General features: G+C 69.7%; 16 protein-coding genes. 10 read left to right on the forward strand and 6 right to left on the reverse strand.

Features of this window, described 5'->3' with window-relative positions; genetic code table 11:
• Positions 1 to 2: 2 nt before the first annotated feature.
• Complete coding sequence (rsmD, locus tag BQ8008_RS03135) at positions 3 to 584, reverse strand: 16S rRNA (guanine(966)-N(2))-methyltransferase RsmD (RefSeq protein ID WP_108834612.1); 582 nt, start codon at positions 582 to 584, stop codon at positions 3 to 5.
• A 63-nt stretch (positions 585 to 647) separates the two neighbouring features.
• The gene (locus BQ8008_RS03140) at positions 648 to 1,316 is read right to left on the reverse strand and encodes a class II aldolase/adducin family protein (protein ID WP_108834614.1); all 669 of its coding nucleotides are present in this window, start codon (positions 1,314 to 1,316) and stop codon (positions 648 to 650) included.
• Positions 1,317 to 1,523: 207 nt separating this feature from the next.
• Between BQ8008_RS03140 and BQ8008_RS03145 the strand changes: the two genes are divergently transcribed.
• The 4 genes from BQ8008_RS03145 (at position 1,524) to fucP (ending at position 6,619) form a co-directional block, all read left to right on the forward strand.
• Positions 1,524 to 3,299 carry an L-fucose isomerase gene (locus tag BQ8008_RS03145; RefSeq protein ID WP_108832763.1) on the forward strand — a complete coding sequence of 592 codons (1,776 nt, stop codon included), beginning with the start codon at positions 1,524 to 1,526 and terminating at the stop codon, positions 3,297 to 3,299.
• A gap of 11 nt (positions 3,300 to 3,310) precedes the next feature.
• On the forward strand, positions 3,311 to 4,780 hold the full coding sequence (locus BQ8008_RS03150; protein ID WP_108832764.1) for a rhamnulokinase: 1,470 nt from the start codon (positions 3,311 to 3,313) through the stop codon (positions 4,778 to 4,780).
• A gap of 64 nt (positions 4,781 to 4,844) precedes the next feature.
• Complete coding sequence (locus BQ8008_RS03155) at positions 4,845 to 5,273, forward strand: RbsD/FucU family protein (RefSeq protein WP_108832765.1); 429 nt, start codon at positions 4,845 to 4,847, stop codon at positions 5,271 to 5,273.
• Positions 5,273 to 6,619 (forward strand): L-fucose:H+ symporter permease, encoded by a 1,347-nt coding sequence (gene fucP / locus BQ8008_RS03160; protein WP_108832766.1) that lies wholly within the window; start codon positions 5,273 to 5,275, stop codon positions 6,617 to 6,619. The genes BQ8008_RS03155 and fucP overlap by 1 nt, the downstream gene beginning before the upstream one ends.
• A 100-nt stretch (positions 6,620 to 6,719) precedes the next feature.
• Here fucP and BQ8008_RS03165 read toward each other — a convergent pair whose 3' ends face one another.
• On the reverse strand, positions 6,720 to 7,736 hold the full coding sequence (locus BQ8008_RS03165; RefSeq protein WP_108832767.1) for a LacI family DNA-binding transcriptional regulator: 1,017 nt from the start codon (positions 7,734 to 7,736) through the stop codon (positions 6,720 to 6,722).
• Positions 7,737 to 7,921: 185 nt separating this feature from the next.
• Here BQ8008_RS03165 and coaD point away from each other — a divergent pair, with 185 nt between their 5' ends.
• The 6 genes from coaD to BQ8008_RS03195 all read left to right on the forward strand — a co-directional run bounded on the left by coaD (position 7,922) and on the right by BQ8008_RS03195 (position 12,404).
• Positions 7,922 to 8,509: a pantetheine-phosphate adenylyltransferase gene (coaD, locus tag BQ8008_RS03170; RefSeq protein ID WP_108832768.1), complete on the forward strand. Its 588-nt coding sequence runs from the start codon at positions 7,922 to 7,924 to the stop codon at positions 8,507 to 8,509.
• Positions 8,506 to 9,057, forward strand: coding sequence for an ATPase (locus BQ8008_RS03175; protein ID WP_108832769.1), 552 nt, complete (start codon positions 8,506 to 8,508; stop codon positions 9,055 to 9,057). Before coaD ends, BQ8008_RS03175 begins: the two co-directional genes overlap by 4 nt.
• 112 nt (positions 9,058 to 9,169) lie before the next feature.
• A complete protein-coding gene (locus tag BQ8008_RS03180; protein ID WP_108832770.1) occupies positions 9,170 to 9,748 on the forward strand; it encodes a YceD family protein in 579 nt (192 codons plus the stop codon).
• Positions 9,748 to 10,551 carry a ribonuclease III gene (gene rnc, locus BQ8008_RS03185; protein ID WP_108832771.1) on the forward strand — a complete coding sequence of 268 codons (804 nt, stop codon included), beginning with the start codon at positions 9,748 to 9,750 and terminating at the stop codon, positions 10,549 to 10,551. The genes BQ8008_RS03180 and rnc overlap by 1 nt, the downstream gene beginning before the upstream one ends.
• The gene (gene mutM, locus BQ8008_RS03190) at positions 10,551 to 11,642 is read left to right on the forward strand and encodes a bifunctional DNA-formamidopyrimidine glycosylase/DNA-(apurinic or apyrimidinic site) lyase (protein ID WP_108832772.1); all 1,092 of its coding nucleotides are present in this window, start codon (positions 10,551 to 10,553) and stop codon (positions 11,640 to 11,642) included. Before rnc ends, mutM begins: the two co-directional genes overlap by 1 nt.
• A gap of 102 nt (positions 11,643 to 11,744) precedes the next feature.
• Positions 11,745 to 12,404, forward strand: a complete 660-nt coding sequence (locus tag BQ8008_RS03195; RefSeq protein ID WP_108832773.1) for a response regulator — start codon at positions 11,745 to 11,747, stop codon at positions 12,402 to 12,404.
• 42 nt (positions 12,405 to 12,446) lie between these two features.
• Here the strand turns inward: BQ8008_RS03195 and BQ8008_RS03200 are convergent, their stop codons facing one another.
• The 3 genes from BQ8008_RS03200 to cydD are packed head-to-tail and all read right to left on the reverse strand — an operon-like array spanning position 12,447 to position 18,225.
• Positions 12,447 to 14,606, reverse strand: a complete 2,160-nt coding sequence (locus BQ8008_RS03200) for a GAF domain-containing sensor histidine kinase (RefSeq protein ID WP_108832774.1) — start codon at positions 14,604 to 14,606, stop codon at positions 12,447 to 12,449.
• 5 nt (positions 14,607 to 14,611) lie between these two features.
• Positions 14,612 to 16,468, reverse strand: a complete 1,857-nt coding sequence (gene cydC, locus BQ8008_RS03205; protein WP_108832775.1) for a thiol reductant ABC exporter subunit CydC — start codon at positions 16,466 to 16,468, stop codon at positions 14,612 to 14,614.
• Positions 16,465 to 18,225, reverse strand: a complete 1,761-nt coding sequence (cydD, locus tag BQ8008_RS03210) for a thiol reductant ABC exporter subunit CydD (RefSeq protein WP_199907922.1) — start codon at positions 18,223 to 18,225, stop codon at positions 16,465 to 16,467. The genes cydC and cydD overlap by 4 nt, the downstream gene beginning before the upstream one ends.
• Positions 18,226 to 18,273: the final 48 nt, after the last annotated feature.

The raw sequence follows: 18,273 nt of genomic DNA on the forward strand, positions 1-18,273 counted from the left end.
GCTCAAGCCGGCTCGACGGACTCAGTGGCCAGCTCGGCGAACCAGATCGTGGTCTCCCCGTACCGCTTGTCCGCGAAGCGTCTCATCCCCTCCGGCCAGGTGGGCTCCGGTGAGCGCGTCGAGCGCTCGACGACGACAACGGCGCTCGCGGTCAGCCATGGGTCCTCGCCGCGGGCCAGAGGGGTGAGGATCGCAGTCAGTCCCTCCTCGCTCAGCTCGTAGGGCGGGTCGAGCAGCACCAGGTCCACCGGCGCTCCCGCCGCGCCGGCCAGGAAGATGGCCGCCTTCGCTGTCACCGCCCGGACCCCGCGTAGGCCCAGCGCCCGGATATTGCGCAGGCAGGTGTCGGTGGCCGCGCGCGAGGAGTCCACGAGCGTGACGTCGCCGGCTCCTCGGCTCGCCGCCTCCAGACCCAGGGCGCCCGAGCCCGCACACAGGTCCACCACCCGGGCGCTGTCGAGCACCCCGTAGTGGTCCAGCCGGGCGAAGAGGGCCTCTCGCACTCGCTCGGAGGTGGGGCGCGTCCCGGACCGGGGCACCTCGATCCTGCGCCCGCCCACGGTTCCGGCCACGATCCTTGTCATGGTCCGAACCATACGTGAGGCCCCGGCCCCAGGGCGCATCTCGAGCATCCTTCGCGGGATCGGTCAGTCCTCCTGGGCCGGGGCGTGCTGGCCGTAACCGGTGTCCCGGATCTTGCAGTCCACCGCCTCGATCTGCTCGTCGGAGAGGATCTTGGGGGTTCCCACGGCACGCGTGCGCAGGTAGAGCTCGCAGACCCACTCCAGTTCCTGGGCCAGGACGTAGGTGGCGGCCAGGTCCGGGCCGGTGACCACCGAGCCGTGGTTGCTCATGAGGGCCGCCGTACGCCCCTCGAGGGCCCGTTCAACGTTGGCCGCCAGCTCGGGGGACCCGTAGATCGCGTAGTCCGCCACCCGCACGTCGCTGCCGCCGAACATGCAGATGTAGTAGTGCACGGCCGGAAGCGCGCTGACGCCCTCGAGGCTGGCGACGGTGGTGGCCGCGTAGGAGTGGGTGTGCACCACCGACATCTGGCCGGTCGCCCGCAGCGCGGTCAGGTGCAGGTCCAGCTCACTGGCGGGCTTGAGGGGACCCTCGACCTGCTTGCCCGTGGCGTAGTCGACCACGGCGACCAGGTCGGGGCGCATGTCCTGGTAGGGCAGCCCCGAGGGAGTGATGGCGACCAGGTCGCCCTCCCTGACGGACAGGTTGCCGGCGGTGCCGACGACCAGGCCGTCGTCGGCGAGGTGGAAGCAGGCCTCGGTGATCTGCTGGCGGGCGTCGTGGAGAAGCATCATGGGCTCTTTCCTCGGGACGTACCGCAGCGCGCCCCGTTGCGTCTGAAATGGTACCCGCGCATCATTTCATGTTTGCGCTCTCATGTCTATGGTTACGCTTTTTTGTTTTCATGCTTGACACTACCGAGTGGTTGGGGTCATGATTTGTTTGCGCTCACATTCCTGTGGGTCCTGGTCATCGTCGCCCAGTGAAAGGAACCTGTCATGCCCACTGCGTCCTACCCCGCCATCGGAATCCGCCCACTCATCGACGGCCGCCGTCGTGGCGTGAGGGAGTCCCTCGAGGACAAGACCGCTCAGCTGGCCAAGGATGTCGCCGAGCTCATCTCCACCCACCTGACCTACCCCGATGGCAGCCCGGTGCGCTGCGTCGTCTCCGAGACCGCGATCGGGGGAGTGGCAGAGGCCAACCGCTGCAAGGAGCAGTTCCGCACCGAGAACGTGTGCGCCGACCTGACCGTCACCGCCTCCTGGAACTACATCACCGAGGTCCTCGACCTCGACCCCTCGATCCCGCACGCCATCTGGGGCTTCAACGGCACCGAGCGCCCCGGGGCCGTGACCCTGGCCGCCGCGGCCGCCGCCTACAACATGCTGGGCATCCCCTGCTTCGGCATCTACGGCCACGACGTCCAGGACGCCGACGACTCCGGCCTGACCGACGACGTCGTCGAGAACATCCTGCGCTACGCTCGCGCAGCCCTGGGGGTCGGCCTCATGAAGGGACGCAGCTACCTCTCGATCGGGACCGTCTCGATGGGGATCGCGGGCTGCCGCGTCCCCGAGCAGTTCTTCGTCGACTACCTGGGAATGCGCGCCGAGTACATCGACATGATCGAGATCGACCGCCGCATCGCCAACGGCATCTACGACCACAAGGAGTACGAGACCGCACTGGCCTGGGCCCGCGAGCACCTCACCATCGGGCAGAACCGCAACCCCGAGGCCAACCGCTTCACTCAGGAGGAGTACGACGAGCAGTTCGACTACTGCATCAAGATGCTCCTCATCGGCCGCGACCTCATGGAGGGCAACCCCGCCCTGGCCGAGCTCGGCTTCGTCGAGGAGGCCGACGGCCACGACGCCATCGCGGCCGGCTTCCAGGGGCAGCGCCAGTGGACGGACTACAAGCCCAACGGCGACATCCTCGAGACCTTCCTCAACACCACCTTCGACTGGAACGGCAAGCGGCCCGAGAAGGTCTTCGCCACGGAGGGCGACGCCGGCAACGCCGTCGCCATGCTCTTCAACTCCGTCCTGACCCACCGCCCCCAGCTCTTCAGCGATGTGCGCACCTACTGGAGCCCCGAGGCCGTTGAGCGGGTCACCGGGTACAGGCTCGAGGGGCGCGCTGAGCACGGGTTCATCGACCTGCGCAACTCCGGGGCGACGACCCTCAACGCCACCGGCGAGGAGAAGGACGCCGAGGGCAACCCGATCATCAAGCACTGGTGGGAGATCACCGAGGCGGACATCGAGGCGGACCTGAAGGCCTCCACCTTCCACGCCGCCACCCGCGAGTACTTCCCCGGAGGCGGGTTCTCCACCCACTTCACCACCGCCGGCGGCATGCCCGTGACCGCGACCCGACTCAACTTCGTGGCCGGCCAGGGCCCGGTCCTCCAGATCTCCGAGGGCTGGACCGTGGAGCTGCCCGACGACGTGCGCGACCAGATCGTCAACCGCACCGACCCGACCTGGCCGACGACCTTCTTCGTTCCGCGGCTGACCGGACAGGGCGCCTTCACCTCCGTCTACGACTGGATGGCCAACTGGGGCGCCAACCACACGGCCACGGGCTACGGACACTTCGGCGCCGACCTCATCACCCTGGCCTCGATGCTGCGCATCCCCGTCTACATGCACAACGTCGAGCGCGAGAGGATCCTGCGCCCCAAGGCGTGGGTGCCCTTCGGCACCGCTGAGCCCGAGAGCGCCGACTTCAGGGCCTGCGCCACCTTCGGGCCGCTCTACCGCTGAAGGACCGTGTCATGACGAGCACCGACGAGCACCACGCACTCGCACTCGATCTCGGATCCAGCTCCGTACGAGCGGTTCTGGGAAGCTACCGTCAGGGAGCCATCAGCACTGAGGAGGTCTTCCGGCTTCACCACCAGGTGGTGGATGACCACGGCACCCTTACCTGGGACCTCGAGCGCATCATGGACGGTGCTCGTCGGAGCATCGTCGAGGCGACCGAGCGCCTGGGGCGGGCTCCCGACTCCATCGGCATCGACACCTGGGGCGTCGACTACGGCCTCCTTGATGCTCAGGGCGCTCTGCTGCGCGCTCCTCGGGCCTATCGCGACGGGCGCATGGCCCGGTGGGCCGCGGACCTGGATCGGGCCATCTCCCCGGAGGCGGCCTGGCGGGAGACCGGCATCCTGCCCCAGCAGATCAACACGGTCTACCAGCTCTACGCGGACTTGAGGGAGGAGCCCGGCCTCGTTGATCGGGTCGACCGCGTCCTGCCGCTGCCCGACCTGGTGTCGTACCTGCTCGGTGCCCCGGCCGAGGCGGGGCGGGCGATCGCCTCGACCACCGGGCTCGCCTCGCCCGGGGCGCAATGCTGGTCCGCGCACGTGCTGGAGGCCGCCGGAATCCCCGAGCGGTGGATGCCCCCGCTCGTCGACGACGCCACCGTGGCCGGCAAGACGCCGGAGGGGATCACCATCGTGCGCCCCGGCGGACATGACACCGCCTGCGCTGTCCACGCACTCGGGCTGGCGAACGACGACGTGCACCTGTTCATCTCCTCAGGATCTTGGAGCCTCATCGGGGTCACCGTTCCCGATCCGGTCCTGGACGAGGCGACGCTGCGTTCCGGACTGACCAACGAGGTCCGTACCGACGGCGGTATCCGGCTCCTGCGCAACCTCACCGGGTTCTGGCTGCTCCAGGAGTGCCAGCGCTCCTGGAACGAGCCCGACACCGGGGCGCTGGTCAAGGCGGCGGGGGAGTGCGCCTCGCTCGGCGTGGTGATCGACCCCGATGACGCCCTCTTCGCCACTCCCGGGGATATGCCGGGCAAGATCGCCCAATGGTGCCGCGACCACTACAAGGTGGCCCCCGAGGGGCCTGCGCAGACCGTCCGGCTCATCCTCGAGTCTCTCGCCTGCGCGCACGCCGCCTACGCCCAGGGGCTGCAGAACGTCGTCGGCGACCTGCTGGACCCAGCTTCGCCGATCCACCTGGTGGGGGGCGGGGCGCGTAACAGCCTCCTTCCGGCGATGACGGCGGCGGCCTGCAACCGGCGCGTCGTCGTGGGCACACCGGAGGCCAGCGCCCTGGGCAACATCCTCGCCCAGCTCGAGGCCACCGGCACCGTCGACCCGGATTCACGCGGCGAGGTGCTGCGCCGCAGCGTCCGCCTGGTCGACGTCGAGCCCTCCGACTCCATCGTGGACCCCAGCACTTTCGACGCCATGCGGGAGCGGCTGCTCAACGTCACCGCCGGCTGACCAATGGCCTCATCGACTGAAACCGATCATCAATCCGAACACACACCTCATGAAAGGAGCAACGATGCTCCGCAACATTCCCGCCAACCTGTCCCCCGACCTTGTCAAGATCCTGCTCGAGATGGGCCATGGGGATGAGATCCTCCTGGCCGATGCCAACTTCCCCGGGCACCACCTCCACCCCACCACGGTGCGAGCAGATGGTCTGGGTATCCCCGACCTGCTCACATCCATCCTCACCCTCATGCCTCTGGACCGGTACAGCAGCTACCAGGTGGCCCTCATGGAGACAGTGGGCGACGACCCTCGGCCTCCGGTGTGGGACGTCTACGAGCAGATCTGGAACGAGGCGGAGAAGGACGCCGGTCCTGTGAGCGTGAAGACGATCGAGCGCATGGCCTTCTACGACTACACCCCGAGCGTCTACGCCGTCGTCGTCACCGGGGAGACCGCCCTGTACGGGAACCTCATCCTCAAGAAGGGCGTGCTGTGATGACTGTGGTCCAAGACTCCGTGGCTGAGGCGGACCTCGTCCAGAAGGCCCCATCCAATCGAGGGTTCCTGTACCCCGGCATGCTCGTCCCCTTCATCCTCCTCGTCTCTTGCTTCGCAGCGTGGGGAATGGCTGGGGACATGACCGCACCACTGGTCAAGGTCTTCCGCTCGGTGTTCTCCATGAACAACGTCCAGTCCTCCTTGGTGCAGTCCGCCTACTACGGCGCCTACTTCTGTCTGGCGATTCCTGCCGCCTTCATCAACAGCCGTCTGGGATATAAGGGTGGGGTCCTCATCGGCCTCGGCCTGGCCGCTGCGGGAGGACTCCTGTTCATCCCGGCCTCCCACGTGATGACCTACTCGATGTTCCTGGCCGCGCTGTTCACCCTAGCCTCAGGGCTGTCCATTCTCGAGACGAGTGCCAACCCCTTCGTCATGTCGATGGGACCAGAACACAACGCCACTCGGCGCCTTAACTTCGCTCAGGCCTTCAATCCCATCGGCTCCAACCTCGGGGTACTGATCGCGGCGACGCTCATCCTGCCCCACATCAGTCCCGCAACGGCGGAGCAGCGGGCGTCCATGAGTGAGGCCGAGCTGCTCTCCACCCGCTCTTCCGAGCTGCAGGCCGTCATGGGACCCTTCGTGGCACTCAGTCTGTTCTATATCGCTCTGGCGGTGTCGATCGCCTTCGTCAAGGTTACTGAGACGCCTGTGGTCTCCACGGGGCAGCCGGCCCCATCGGAGGGGCGGCTCAGGCGCCTGCTGGGTAACAAGCGCTACAGCTTCGGGGTTGTTGCTCAGTACTTCAACATTGCGGCTCAAACCTGTATCTGGACCTTCACCCTTCACTACGTCACAGATGCCCTAGGGGTGTCGGACAAGGTCGCCGGATACTGGCTGCAGGCGAGTCTGCTGGTGTTCCTGGTCTTCCGTTTTCTCATGGTCGGGCTCATGGGGCGATTCGATGCTCGCAAACTTATGATCATCATGTGCCTGTTCGGCGTCGGGCTATCACTGTTCGCCATGGTGAGCGTCAATATCGCTGGAGCTGTCGCGGTGGCCCTGATGTCGGCCAGTATCTCGCTGCTGTTCCCAACCATCTACGGCGAGGCCCTCAAGGGGCTGGGCGAGGACACCAAGTTCGGAGCTGCTGGTCTGGTGATGTCTATCATCGGTGGAGCCACAATGCCACTGGTTCAAGGGTGGGTCATGGACCGTACCTCAGCGGCATTCTCCTACGTGACGGTGGGTGTCTGCCTGAGTATCGTCGCCGCCTACGGGTTCTACACGCTGCGCGCGGACCACGAGGATACCGTGACGGTCGCCTCGTCTGCGGCCTGAGCGCTCGGTCTGAGCAGGTTGACGTCGAGGGGATCCGCACTGTCCGACCCTGCTCACACGGGTGGGGGCTGCCTGGAGCACGGGGAGCCTCCACCCTCACTCATGACGACGTCACCCGGGACCGACTGGGCGTGGAGTCCCGAACCACCAGTTGCGGGGTCAAGGTGACGCTGCGAGGGGTGCCGCCCTCCACGAGCTCGTCGGACAGGCGCAGCGCAACTCGTCCCAAGGCGTCGAAGTCCTGCGTGATACTGGACAACGACGGAGTGGCCCAACGCGCCAGAGGGATGTCATCGAAGCCGATGACGGCGACGTCGTCGGGGATCCTCACGCCGGCGGCGAGGAGCTCGTGACACAGTCCCAGGGCGATGTCGTCGTTACCGGCAAAGATGGCATCTGGCAGGCTGCTGTCGAGCAGGCGTCGAGCAACCTTGGCTCCCGCTTCTCCTGTCCAGGCGTCTGTGCCCACCCAACGACCAGGAACCCCTGCCTCGGCGCAGACCGACTGGTAGGCGGCGAGTCGCTCAGAGGCGTCCTGCCAGGACAGATCCCCAGTGACATGGAGTGGCCGCGTTCGGCCCTGGGAGAGGAGGTGCTCCGTCGCCAGTCTGGCTCCCAGGGCCTGGTTGATGGAGACGGTCGACAGCGTGGAGAAGTCGTACTGGCCGGAGATGATCGCAACGATGGGGCCGGGGCGTCGTTGGGAGGACAGTACGGCGAGGACATCGGCGCGTTGGGCGAGGACAACGGTGGCGGCCACGCGGTGGCCGTGCAGGTGAGCGAGTGCTTGTCTCACAGATTCCGAGTCGCTGCCGTCGGCGGTGGCAAGGACGAAGGTGCCACCACGCTCACGAACAGCCCGGGCAATCGCGGAGAAGGTGGAGGCCATGCCGTGCGACAGCCCGGCGGTCAGCAGAATCCCCACAGCGCCGGAGGATCCTGAGGCCAGTGAACGGGCGGCGAGGTTCGGCTCGTAACCCAGCGCTCGGACGGCGGCTAGTACCTTCTGTCGCGTCTCGGGGCGGACCGACGGGTGGTTGTTGAGCACGCGAGAGACGGTCTGAGACGAGACTCCGACCGCGTCAGCCACGTCACTGAGGGTCACGCGTGTGGACACAAGAAGAATATAGCAGCGCCTGTGCACCGCTCCCGGATGCTGGCGGATAGCGTGCTCGGGAGATGATGCGTGCTGCGGAGCGCGAAAGCGGGGGAGATGCTCTCTGTCGGCCTGCGCCGGTCCTGAAGGAGACCGGCGCGGCGCGCGTCCCGCACGGCGACACGCCCAGCCAGTAGCGTGGCCGCATGAGCCTGGCCGTCTACCCCGGAAGCTTCGACCCCCTCACTCTGGGGCACGTCGATATCGCCGCCCGCGCGACCACGCTCTTCGACGTCGTCGTCATCGGGATCGCCCACAACGCCACCAAGGCCGGGCGCCACCTGCTCGATGTCGAGGAACGCCTGTCCCTGGCCAGGGCCTCCATCTCCCGCCTGCCCGGTGTCGAGGTGGACCTCGTTCCCGGCCTGCTGGCCGACTACTGCCGTCAGCGCGGTGCGACCGCCATCATCAAGGGGCTGCGCAACGGCAGCGACCTAGATGCCGAGCTGCCCATGGCGCTGCTCAATCGGGACCTGGGTGCCCCCGAGACGGTCTTCCTGACCGCTTCTCCCGCCCACGTCCACATCTCCTCCTCCCTCGTCAAGGATGTTGCCGGCTACGGCCGGGACGTCTCCACGCTCGTTCCACCCGCCGTCGCCCGTGCCCTGGAGTCCCGACTGACCGAGATCAGCCGGCCGTCCAGCCAGACCAACGACTCTCCAGGACCCACCCCGACCGGGACCCAGCCAGGCCGCTTCGTCGGCGCCGACCAGACACGAGAGGACCTACCGTGACGACCAGCCGCGATGCCGGAGACGACCTGCTGCGCATCCTCGACGAGCTCGATGAGCTCATCACCAACGCACGTTCCATGCCCATGAGCGCGTCCGTGATCGTCAACCGGGAAACCGCCCATCAACTCATCGATCGGGCCCGTGACGCGGTCCCCACCGCCGTCCACCGAGCTGAGAAGATCGTTGCCGACGCCGACGCCGTCCTGGCCGAAGGACGCGCCGAGTCCGAGCGGCTTGTCCAGTACGCCCAGGAGGAGTCCGAGCGCCTGGTGGCCGGGGAGAACATCGTGCGCATGGCCAACGACCGGGCCGACAGCATCGTGGCCGCTGCCGAGGACAAGGCCACCTCCCTGCGCCACGGGGCGGACGAGTACTCAGACCGAACCCTGGCCTCCCTGGAGGCCGAGGTCGCCAAGGTCGCCGAGCAGATCCGCGCCGGCCGTGAGGTCCTGGCCGGCCGCCTGGGTGGCGGCCTGGACCAGGAGGTGGAGGTCCAGGAGCCCGTCCGCCGTCGCTCCGGCTGGTCCGTGGACCCCTCCGCCCGCTGAACCGGTGGTACCGGGACCTCGGGGTACGCTCGCGCCAGACACCTCATCCATCACCTCGCCGACGACGGTCACCGTCTCCAGACGGCGGGGTCAACCAGTTGTGGAGGCAACCATGCCAGGACTCGTCGTCGACATCGTCGACCTGCCCCGAGCCACCGGCTCGGTCAAGAACCTGCGGATCCGCACCCCCGCCCCCGCCGACCTGGGCACCGAGGTCATCGGTGTGCCCGAGGACAGCGACCTCGTCCTTGACGTCACCCTGACCTCCATGGACGACGGCGTCCTGGCCCACGCCGACGCCGACCTCCACGTCCACGGCGAGTGCGTGCGCTGCCTGCGCGACCTCGACGAGGACCGCACCGTGAGGATCGACGAGCTCTACCTCTTCCCCGAGGTCATAGAGACCCAGCGGGCCGAGGGCGACGAGGAGGCCGATGAGCTCCTCGCTGTCGGGGAGACCACCTTGGACCTCGAGCCGGCCCTGCGCGACGCCCTGGTGCCCACACTGCCGTTCCAGCCCCTGTGCCGCCCCGACTGCCCCGGGCTGTGCCCGGACTGCGGGCAGCGGCTCGAGGACCTGCCCGCCGACCACCACCACGAGGTCCTCGACCCGCGCTGGTCCGCGCTGGCCGGCCTGCTGGAGTCCGAGACCGACCAGCAGGACGAGGACTCCGAAGAGGGTCGGCCCTGATGGCCCGGCGCCGCAGCGCCCCGCCCGCGCGCACCGACACCGATGCGCTCGTCTACCGCTGGGGTCCCAGCATTGACGCCGAGCTGCTCGACCTGGCCCTGACCCACCGCTCCTACGCCCATGAGAACGGTGGTCTGCCCACCAACGAGCGCCTCGAGTTCCTGGGCGACTCCGTCCTGGGCATCATCGTCACCGAGTACCTCTACCGCACCCACGCGGCCGTCCCCGAGGGACAGCTCGCCAAGATGCGCGCGGCCACGGTCTCCGAGCCGGCCCTGGCCGCCGTCGCCCGCGACCTGGGGCTGGGGGAGTTCATCAAGCTCGGCAAGGGCGAGGCTCTATCGGGCGGGCGCGACAAGGACTCCATCCTGTCCGACACGGTCGAGGCCCTCATCGGCGCCACCTACCTCACCCACGGCCTGGAGGAGACCCGTACGGTCGTCACCCGGCTCGTCTCGCGCTTCCTGGACTCCGCCCGTACCCGTGGCGCGGGACTGGACTGGAAGACCAGCCTCCAGGAGCTCACCGCCGCCCACCAGCTCGGCAACCCAGGCTACGAGGTGGCCGGCACCGGCCCCGACCACCAGCGGATCTTCACCGCCAGCGCCATCATCGACGGCGAGATCCTGGGACAGGGCACGGGTACCTCGAAGAAGATCGCCGAGCACGACGCCGCCGAGGCCGCCTACGCCGCCATCCTGGCCGCTCGGGGTGACGGCGGACTGGACCTGCCCGGCGTCAACGAGGCCCTGCGCGCTGACCTGCTCACTCAGCAGGACTCCCAGCACTCCCAGCAGAGCTGATGCCCGAGCTCTCAGAGGTCGAGGTCGTGCGCGCCGGGCTCGCCCGGCACGTCGTCGGACGCACGGTCACCGGTGTCGAGGTCCTCGACCCGCGTCCCCTGCGCCGCCAGGACGGGGGAGCACAGGCCTTCGTCGACCGGATCACCGGACGCACCGTCACCGCGGCCGTCCGGCGGGGGAAGTTCCTGTGGCTGCCGCTGGATGACGGCCGCGCCCTGTCGGCCCACCTGGGTATGAGCGGCCAGCTGCTCGTACGCGGCACCACCACCGCGGCCGCCTCCGAACCGGATCCGGAGCCTGTGAGTGCCGCGGCCTTCCTGACGGATCCGAGTGCACAGCACGGAGGGCGCCCGGTGGACCTGAGCGCCACCGAGCAGCCCCGCTACGTGCGGGACATCTCGACCTCGCCGCGCCACCTGCGCGTGCGGCTCCATCTCAGCACCTATCCGAGCGCCGACCCGAGTGCCGGCGAAGGACCCGTCCCGGGGGCGGGCTCCGGCGACGGCGCGGTTCTCGACCTGGTCGACCAGCGCATGCTCGGTGGCCTGCACGTCGTCGACCTGGTCCCCACCGCCGACGGAGCCCCCGGCGGCATGGGCAGCCCCGAACCGCTGCTGCCGGCCGATGCCACCCACATCGCCCGTGACCTGCTCGATCCCTCCCTGGAGCGCACCGGTCCCGGTGGGGTCGTTACCCGGGTGCGCGCCTCGAAACGAGCCATCAAGACCCTCTTGCTCGATCAGGGGCTCGTCTCCGGCATCGGCAACATCTACGCCGACGAGGGCCTGTGGGAGGCCGGGGTGCACGGTCTGAGGCCGGGGGCGGCGATCGGTCCCCGGGGCGTGGCCCGGATCCTTGAGTCCACGGCCGAGGTCATGCGCCGGGCCCTGGAGGCCGGCGGCACGAGCTTCGACGCCCTCTACGTCGACGTCGAGGGCGCCTCCGGCTTCTTCGCCCGTGAGCTTCGGGCCTACGGGCGCCAGGGGCAGGACTGCCGCCGCTGCGGGACCAGCATGCTCCGCGAGGTCCTGGGCGGACGCTCCCACACATACTGCCCCCGCTGCCAGACCCGGCCGCGCCGCTCCAGGTGAGGAAGTGCCCGACGTGCGCCGGCTGTGTGCTGCGCACCCCATGACAACGGCGCCACGACGCAGCAGTCCGTGTGACGTAGGTCCCCGGCCCCTGGTAATGTCATGAGCATGGCATACACCCCCTCCTCGGAGATCGTCCGCGTCATGATCGTGGACGACCACGAGATCGTCCGCCGCGGCATCGCCGAGATCATCGACCGCGCTGACGGGCTCGACGTCGTTGCCGAGGCGGGCTCCCGAGCGGAGGCGGTACGTCGGGCCGAGCTGGTTCGCCCCGACGTCATCCTCGTGGACCTCCAGCTGCCCGACGGCACGGGCATCGAGCTCATGCAGGAGCTGCGCGAGTCGGTGCCCCAGGCCCTGCCCATCGTGCTGACCTCCTTCGACGACGATGAGGCTCTGGCCGAGGCCCTGGCCGCCGGGGCCCGGGCCTACCTGCTCAAGACCGTCCACGGCGCCGAGATCAGCGACGTCGTGCGGGCCGTCGCCTCCGGGCGCGTCCTGCTCGACGAGCGCACCGTCACGCGCCGCAGGGCCGACCACGACGATCCCACCGCCGACCTGACCAACGCCGAGCGCAAGGTGCTCGACCTCATCGGCGACGGTCTATCCAATCGGGAGATCGGTGAACGCCTCGGGGTCGCCGAGAAGACGGTCAAGAACCACATCACCTCCCTGCTGGCCAAGATGGGCTTGCAGCGGCGCACCCAGGTCGCCGCCTGGGTGGCCGGCCAGCGCGCCTCGGGCTGGCGCAACGGCTGACCGCTCGTTCTTCGGCGGACGGAGCCGCAGGGGACGGAGGCCTCAGCGCAGCCGGCCCCCCTCGCTCAGCGGCACCCGCCACGTGAAGCAGGTGCCTCGTCTCTCGCCGTCGGAGCGGGCCCGCGGGCCGATGACGAAACTGCCGCCGTGACGACGGGCCCGCTCGGCCATGTTGGCCGTCCCCGAACGGCGCGTCACGGACGGGTTCACCCCGACGCCGTCGTCGCGGCAGACGATCTCCACCACCGGGCTTCCCCGGAACGGCTCGGCATCGCCCGAGGCGTGGCCCTCGTCGTCCCCCGGCCCGCAGCACAGCTCTGAACCGGGCAGCACCCCCTCGATCTTGACGTCCACCGTCACCGAGGAGGCATGGGCGTGCCGGGCCACGTTGCTCAGGCCCTCGCGCACCACGGCCACCATGTCGTCGGCGATGTTCGGGTCCACGACGGCGTCGACCGAGGTGATGAGCCGGTCCTCCTCGTCGCGGTCCACCTGGGCCAGGCCCCGGCCATCGACGCTCAGCAGCAGCGAGGGGGCGTAGCCCAGGGCGTTGCGGGCCAGGGACGCCTCCCGTCGCAGGCGCTCGACGACGCTGACCTCCTCGTCGCGGTCGCGCAGGGAACGCACAATGGAGCGGATCTGGCCCACGGAGTCGTCCACCGCCTCCAGCGCGGTGCTCAGGACGGAGCACACGGTATCCAGGTCCGTCTCCGCACCGGCCGTCGCATCACTGCCCCGCGCAGTGGCCAGCCGCTCCCGGGCCGCCGAGATCTGCATCCCGGTGGCGAAGAGCTGCTGGATGGCCAGGTCGTGCAGGTCCCGGCCGATCCGGGCCCGCTCGTCCAGGAGCGTGGCCATCTCCTCGGCGTGCTGGGCGTCGGCCAGCTCGAAGGCCATCGTGGCCTGGCCCGCCACGAGTTCGGCGATCTCCAGGTCCTGGGCGGTGAACGGGGCGGCACCGGGGGAGCGCAGCAGCAGCATGACGCCCACGCCCCGACCCCGGTGGATCATCGGGGCGTAGAGTGCCGGCCCGAACCGGGCCAGTTGAGGCACCATCAGCTCACCGTCCCGCCAGGACTCCTCCAATGAGTTCACCACGAGGCCGGTCTGGTGCGCCAGAGTGGTCAGCGCCCGGCCCTCGGGCGGGAAGAAGGTGCCGACCAGGTCGTCTGCATGGTCGCCGTCGGCGATCTCGCAGATCCACCTCTCCCCGATGCTGGGCAGGACGAGCGCGGCGGTATCGGCGTGGGCGACCTGGCGGACCCGGTGGGCGATGAGGGTCAGGGCGTCGTCCTCCTCGGCACCGGAGAGCAGCAGGGTCGTCAGCTCCTGGGAGACGGCCATCCACTGCTCGCGGTCACGGGCCTCGCGGTACAGGCGTGCGTTCTCCACGGCCACGGCCGCGGCCTGCGCCAGGGTCAGGACGGCGTCGGCGTCGGAACGGGTGAAGCCCCCCGGTTTGTCGCACAGGTAGAGGTGCCCGTAGACCTGGCCGTGCAGTCGCAGCGGGGCCGAGAGCAGGCTGCCGGTCTCCTCGCCCTCGATGGCTCCGGTGAAGGCCGAGGCGCGACCCAGGTCGTTGTCGATGACCAGGCCCGTGCCCTGCAGCCCGTTGAGCAGAGCGTTGCCGGAGGTGTCGGGGGCACTGGAGACGCCGGTAGCGCCGGGGACGCCTGCAGTCTGGGTATTGCCTGCGGCGCAGGGGGCGCTCTCGGCCATCTGGGCCAGCTCGTCGAGGGTCGCCCTGGGCACGCCGCTGCTCAGCCCGGTGCCCGAGGCCTCGAGGGAGGTTCCTGCATCGATGGCGTTGATGTCCATGTCCGCGTGGCTGAGCACGGCGATGGTGCCCCAGGAGGCACCCGTGATGGAGCAGGCGGACTCCACCAGTCGACGCAGCGCGTCGGGAACTCGCAGGGAGCTGGTCAGCTGCAGGGCCGCCTGAATGAGGTCGACGGTGGCCTCGTCCAGGCTCGGTTGGAGGGAGGCGGCCTGACGGCCGCGGGTGGAGGCGAGCTGGTCGGCGTGGACGGCGTAGGCCAGGCGTCCCGCCGGGGATGGCTCTTCCGACGGCGGCGTCACTGTCTCCTCGGTCTCCTGGGCGGCCTGCTCCTGGAGCTCCTGCGGACCGTCCTCGGGCACACCGGGGAAGAGGGGGCCCTGCGGGAGTGCCTCTGCTGCGTCATGCGGGTCGTGTGTTGTCATCGTGCTCAGCTTGTCCGGCTCATGTAGGACGCATCCCGCGGCCTGTCCTGATCCTCCTGGGAGAGCGACCACCGGTAGGCCTCGGAGGTGTCCTTGAGCTCATGGTGGCGTCCCCGGTGCAGGATAGTCGCTGGTGCCTGCTCCTCGGTTGCCTGCGGGGGACGCCCCATGACCAGGACCTCGTCGGCGTGCGCCAGCGCGCTGAGCCGATGAGTGACCAGCAGTGTGCCGCGGCCCTCGCGGGTCCCCACCTCCAGCAGGTCGGCCACGAGCCGGTCGGCGGTCGCGGGGTCGAGGTGCTCGCCGGGCTCGTCCAGGAGCATCAGCGGTGCAGGGGCCGCCAGCGCCCGGGCCAGGAGCAGCCGACGCCGCTCCCCGCCCGACAGCGTCGTGGCGTCAGTCCCGATGATGGTGTCGACGCCGTCGGGCAGCGCCTCGAGCCAGTCACCGAGCCCAGCCTGCCGTAGCAGCTCGGCCGCCTCGGCCTGGGTGACGTCTCCGCGCGCCACGCGCAGGTTCTCCAGGACGCTCGTGTGGAAGACGTGCGCGTCCTCAGCGGTCAGGCAGACCCTGGCCGCCGCCTCGGGACGGGTGACCTGCCACGGCGGAACGGCATCGAGCGTGAGACTGCCGCCCCTGGGCTCCAGGAGCCCGGCCAGCGTGGCCAGCAGGGTCGATTTCCCGATCCCCGACGGCCCCACGATCGCCACCCGCGTGCCGACTTGAAGGTCGAGATCGATGCCCTCGGCCACGACGGGGCCGCCGGGCCAGCCCACCGCCAGGTTCCTGGCCCGCAGGCGCGGGCCCCGGGTGGAGGGAGCCGGCAGATCCCGGGAGGCGGGAGAGGCTTGAGTGCCGGACTCAGCAGTCTCGATGAGGTCCACGATCCGGCAGGCGGCGCCCGCTGAGCGCACCAGCTGCACGCTCGCCGGGCCGAGCATGGAGGTGGCCTCGAACGCGGCCAACGGCACCAGGACGATGACCGCCAGCCAGACGGCCCCCAGCCGCCCGGAGGCCACGGCATCCACCCCGACCACGAGGTTGCCCACGACCGCGATCCCCATGGCCGCCACATCCAGCGCCGCCGCGACCGCGGCGGGGATCGCGGCCCGGTCGCGCAGGCGGGCCAGACTCTCCTCTCGGGAGGCGACCTGGCGCATGGAGTCCGGTAGGCGTCCGGAGATGGTCAGTTCCGGCGCGGCCTCCAGGACCGCGAGCACCTCGGCGGACAGCCCGGCGGCCTGCCGCTGACGGGCCTGCTCGGAGATCCGAGCGGAGCGGATCGTGGCCAACGGGGCCCCCAGCCCCGACAGCAGCAGACAGGCCGCCAGGATGAGGCCGGCCGGCCAGTACACGATTCCTACCCCCAGAGAGGTGGCTGCGCCCAGGACGGCCGCAACAGCCGCGGGCAGGTAGGCGCGCACCACGAGGTCGCCGACCGCGTCGATGTCGCCACCAACCCGGGCCAGGACATCGCCGCGACGCAGCCCCGCGACCGTGTCCGTACGGGCCGAGGCCAGGGACTCATAGAGACGGGTGCGCAGGGCGCCCATGCCCCGCAGGGCGGTGTCGTGGGAGATGAGGCGCTCGCAGTAGCGCAGCACCGAGCGCGAGATGCCGAAGAGTCGCACCGCCACCGGCGCCACCCCCAGCGCTACGACGTCGGGCATCTGGGAGGCGCGGGCGATGAGCCAGGCCGCCACCCCGGACAGAGCCACGGCCGAGGCGGTCCCGGCCGTGCCTGCCAGGACCGCCAGGGCGAAGCGCGAGCGGTCCAGGTGCAGCAGACCCACGGCCCGGCGCAGTACCCGGCGCTCATGGGCGGACAGAACAGGGGAGAGGACGCTGGTCACCGGGCTCACTGGGCCTCCTCCTGCGACATCGGCAGATCGTGGACTGATGACTGGTCGGGCGAGGCGTGTGCCTGTTGTGCCGGTTGCATCGGCTCACTCGTCACGGCAATGGTCTGCTCGGCCAGGGCGATGAGCGTCGGACGGTGCGCGATGACCACCACCGTGCGCCCCGAGGCGTGCAGCGCGCGCACGCTGGCGAGGACATGGGCCTCGCTGGCGGCATCGAGATGTGCGGTCGGCTCGTCCATGAACACCAGCGGCGCTGTCGAGCACAGGGCCCGGGTGAGGGCGAGCCGCTGTCGCTGACCCACGGACAACCCCACACCGCCGCTGCCCACAACTGTTTCCCAGCCCTGCGGCAGGTCCGCCACGACCTCATCGAAGCCGGTGGCCCGGGCCGCCTCCTCCAGCTCGTCGGGGACGCCCCCGGCCGCGGATCCGTTCGGCGCGTCGACCAGCACATTGGACAGCACGGTGCCGGGAGTGATGGTGGGACGCTGGGGGACCCAGGCGATCTGCTCCCACCAGGTGGCCGGGGCGATCTCACCGAGGTTGACGGCTTCCTGCGAGGCGGTGCCGGGGCCCGGTACGACCCGCACCTGCCCCCGGTCCGCGGGCAGCAGGCCGAGGAGGACCTGCGTCGTCGTGGTCTTGCCCGCACCCGAGGGCCCGGTCAGGGCCACGAGGCTGCCAGGGCGGATCGTGGTGCTCAGATCCGCCGGGGCCCACGTTCCGCGGGCGGCCACCGAGATGGCGTCGAGCTCGATCGTAGCCGTGCGCAGGTCAGGGGCCGGCAGGGTGCCGCGCTCGGGGACGGGAGTCTCAAGGACCTCGAAGACCGCCTCGGCGGCGGCCACTCCGTTGGCGGAGGCGTGGAACTGGAAACCCACTTGCCGCAGCGGCTGGTAGACCTCCGGCGCCACCATGAGCACGAGGAGGCCGGTGAACAGGTCCATACGGCCGGCCACCAGCCGGAACCCGACCTCGACGGCGATGATCGCCACCGACAGCGTCGTGATGAACTCCAGGACCGCTCCCGACAGGAAGGCGATCCGCAAGGTCGACATGGTGGTGCGGCGATAGGCGCGCCCCAGGGACCGCACCTTCTTGGCCGGTCCCTGCTCGCGCCCCAGCGCCTTGAGCGTGGGCAACCCCGAGATGAGGTCGAGCACCTGGTCTCCCAGGACCTGCATCGCCTCCAGCCGCTCCTGCGAGACTGACTGCGTCATCCGTCCGATGAGGATCATAAAGATCGGGATGAGGGGCAGTGTGCACACCACGGCCACTGCGGCTGGCCAGTCCTGGGTGATGAGAACCAGTACCGTCGCCGGGGTGACCGTGGCGGCCAGCACCAGCTGGGGCAGGTACCGGGTGAAGTAGGGCTCGAGGTCGTCCAGGCCGCGGGTCAGGAGGGTGGCGGTCCCGGCGCCGTGCAGCGCCTGCCACCGGGGTCCCAGCCGAGCAGCGTGCTCCAGGACCAGGCGGCGCAGCTCGATGATCGTGCCGGTGGCGGAGCGGTGGGCGTGGAGCTCCTGAAGGAGGACCACCAGCGCCCGGGCGGCCATGACACCGCCCAGGGCCACCACCAGCCTCCTGACCGATGCCGGGCCGGCGCCGTCGGAGATGACCGAGGATACCGGGCCCGAGACAAGGAAGGCCTGCGCCACCACCAGCGCTGCGGTGACCATTCCGGCCACGGCCGTGGCGGCGATGTATCGGCGGGCTGAGCGGGCGTAGCGCATCAGCCGGGGGTCGAGAGGCTTCACCCGTTCAAGGATAGGGGACTAGGTCCAAAGGCCCGGAACCCCTGGCCG

It is taken from the genome of Actinomyces sp. Marseille-P3109, assembly GCF_900323545.1.
Lineage (GTDB): Bacteria > Actinomycetota > Actinomycetes > Actinomycetales > Actinomycetaceae > Actinomyces.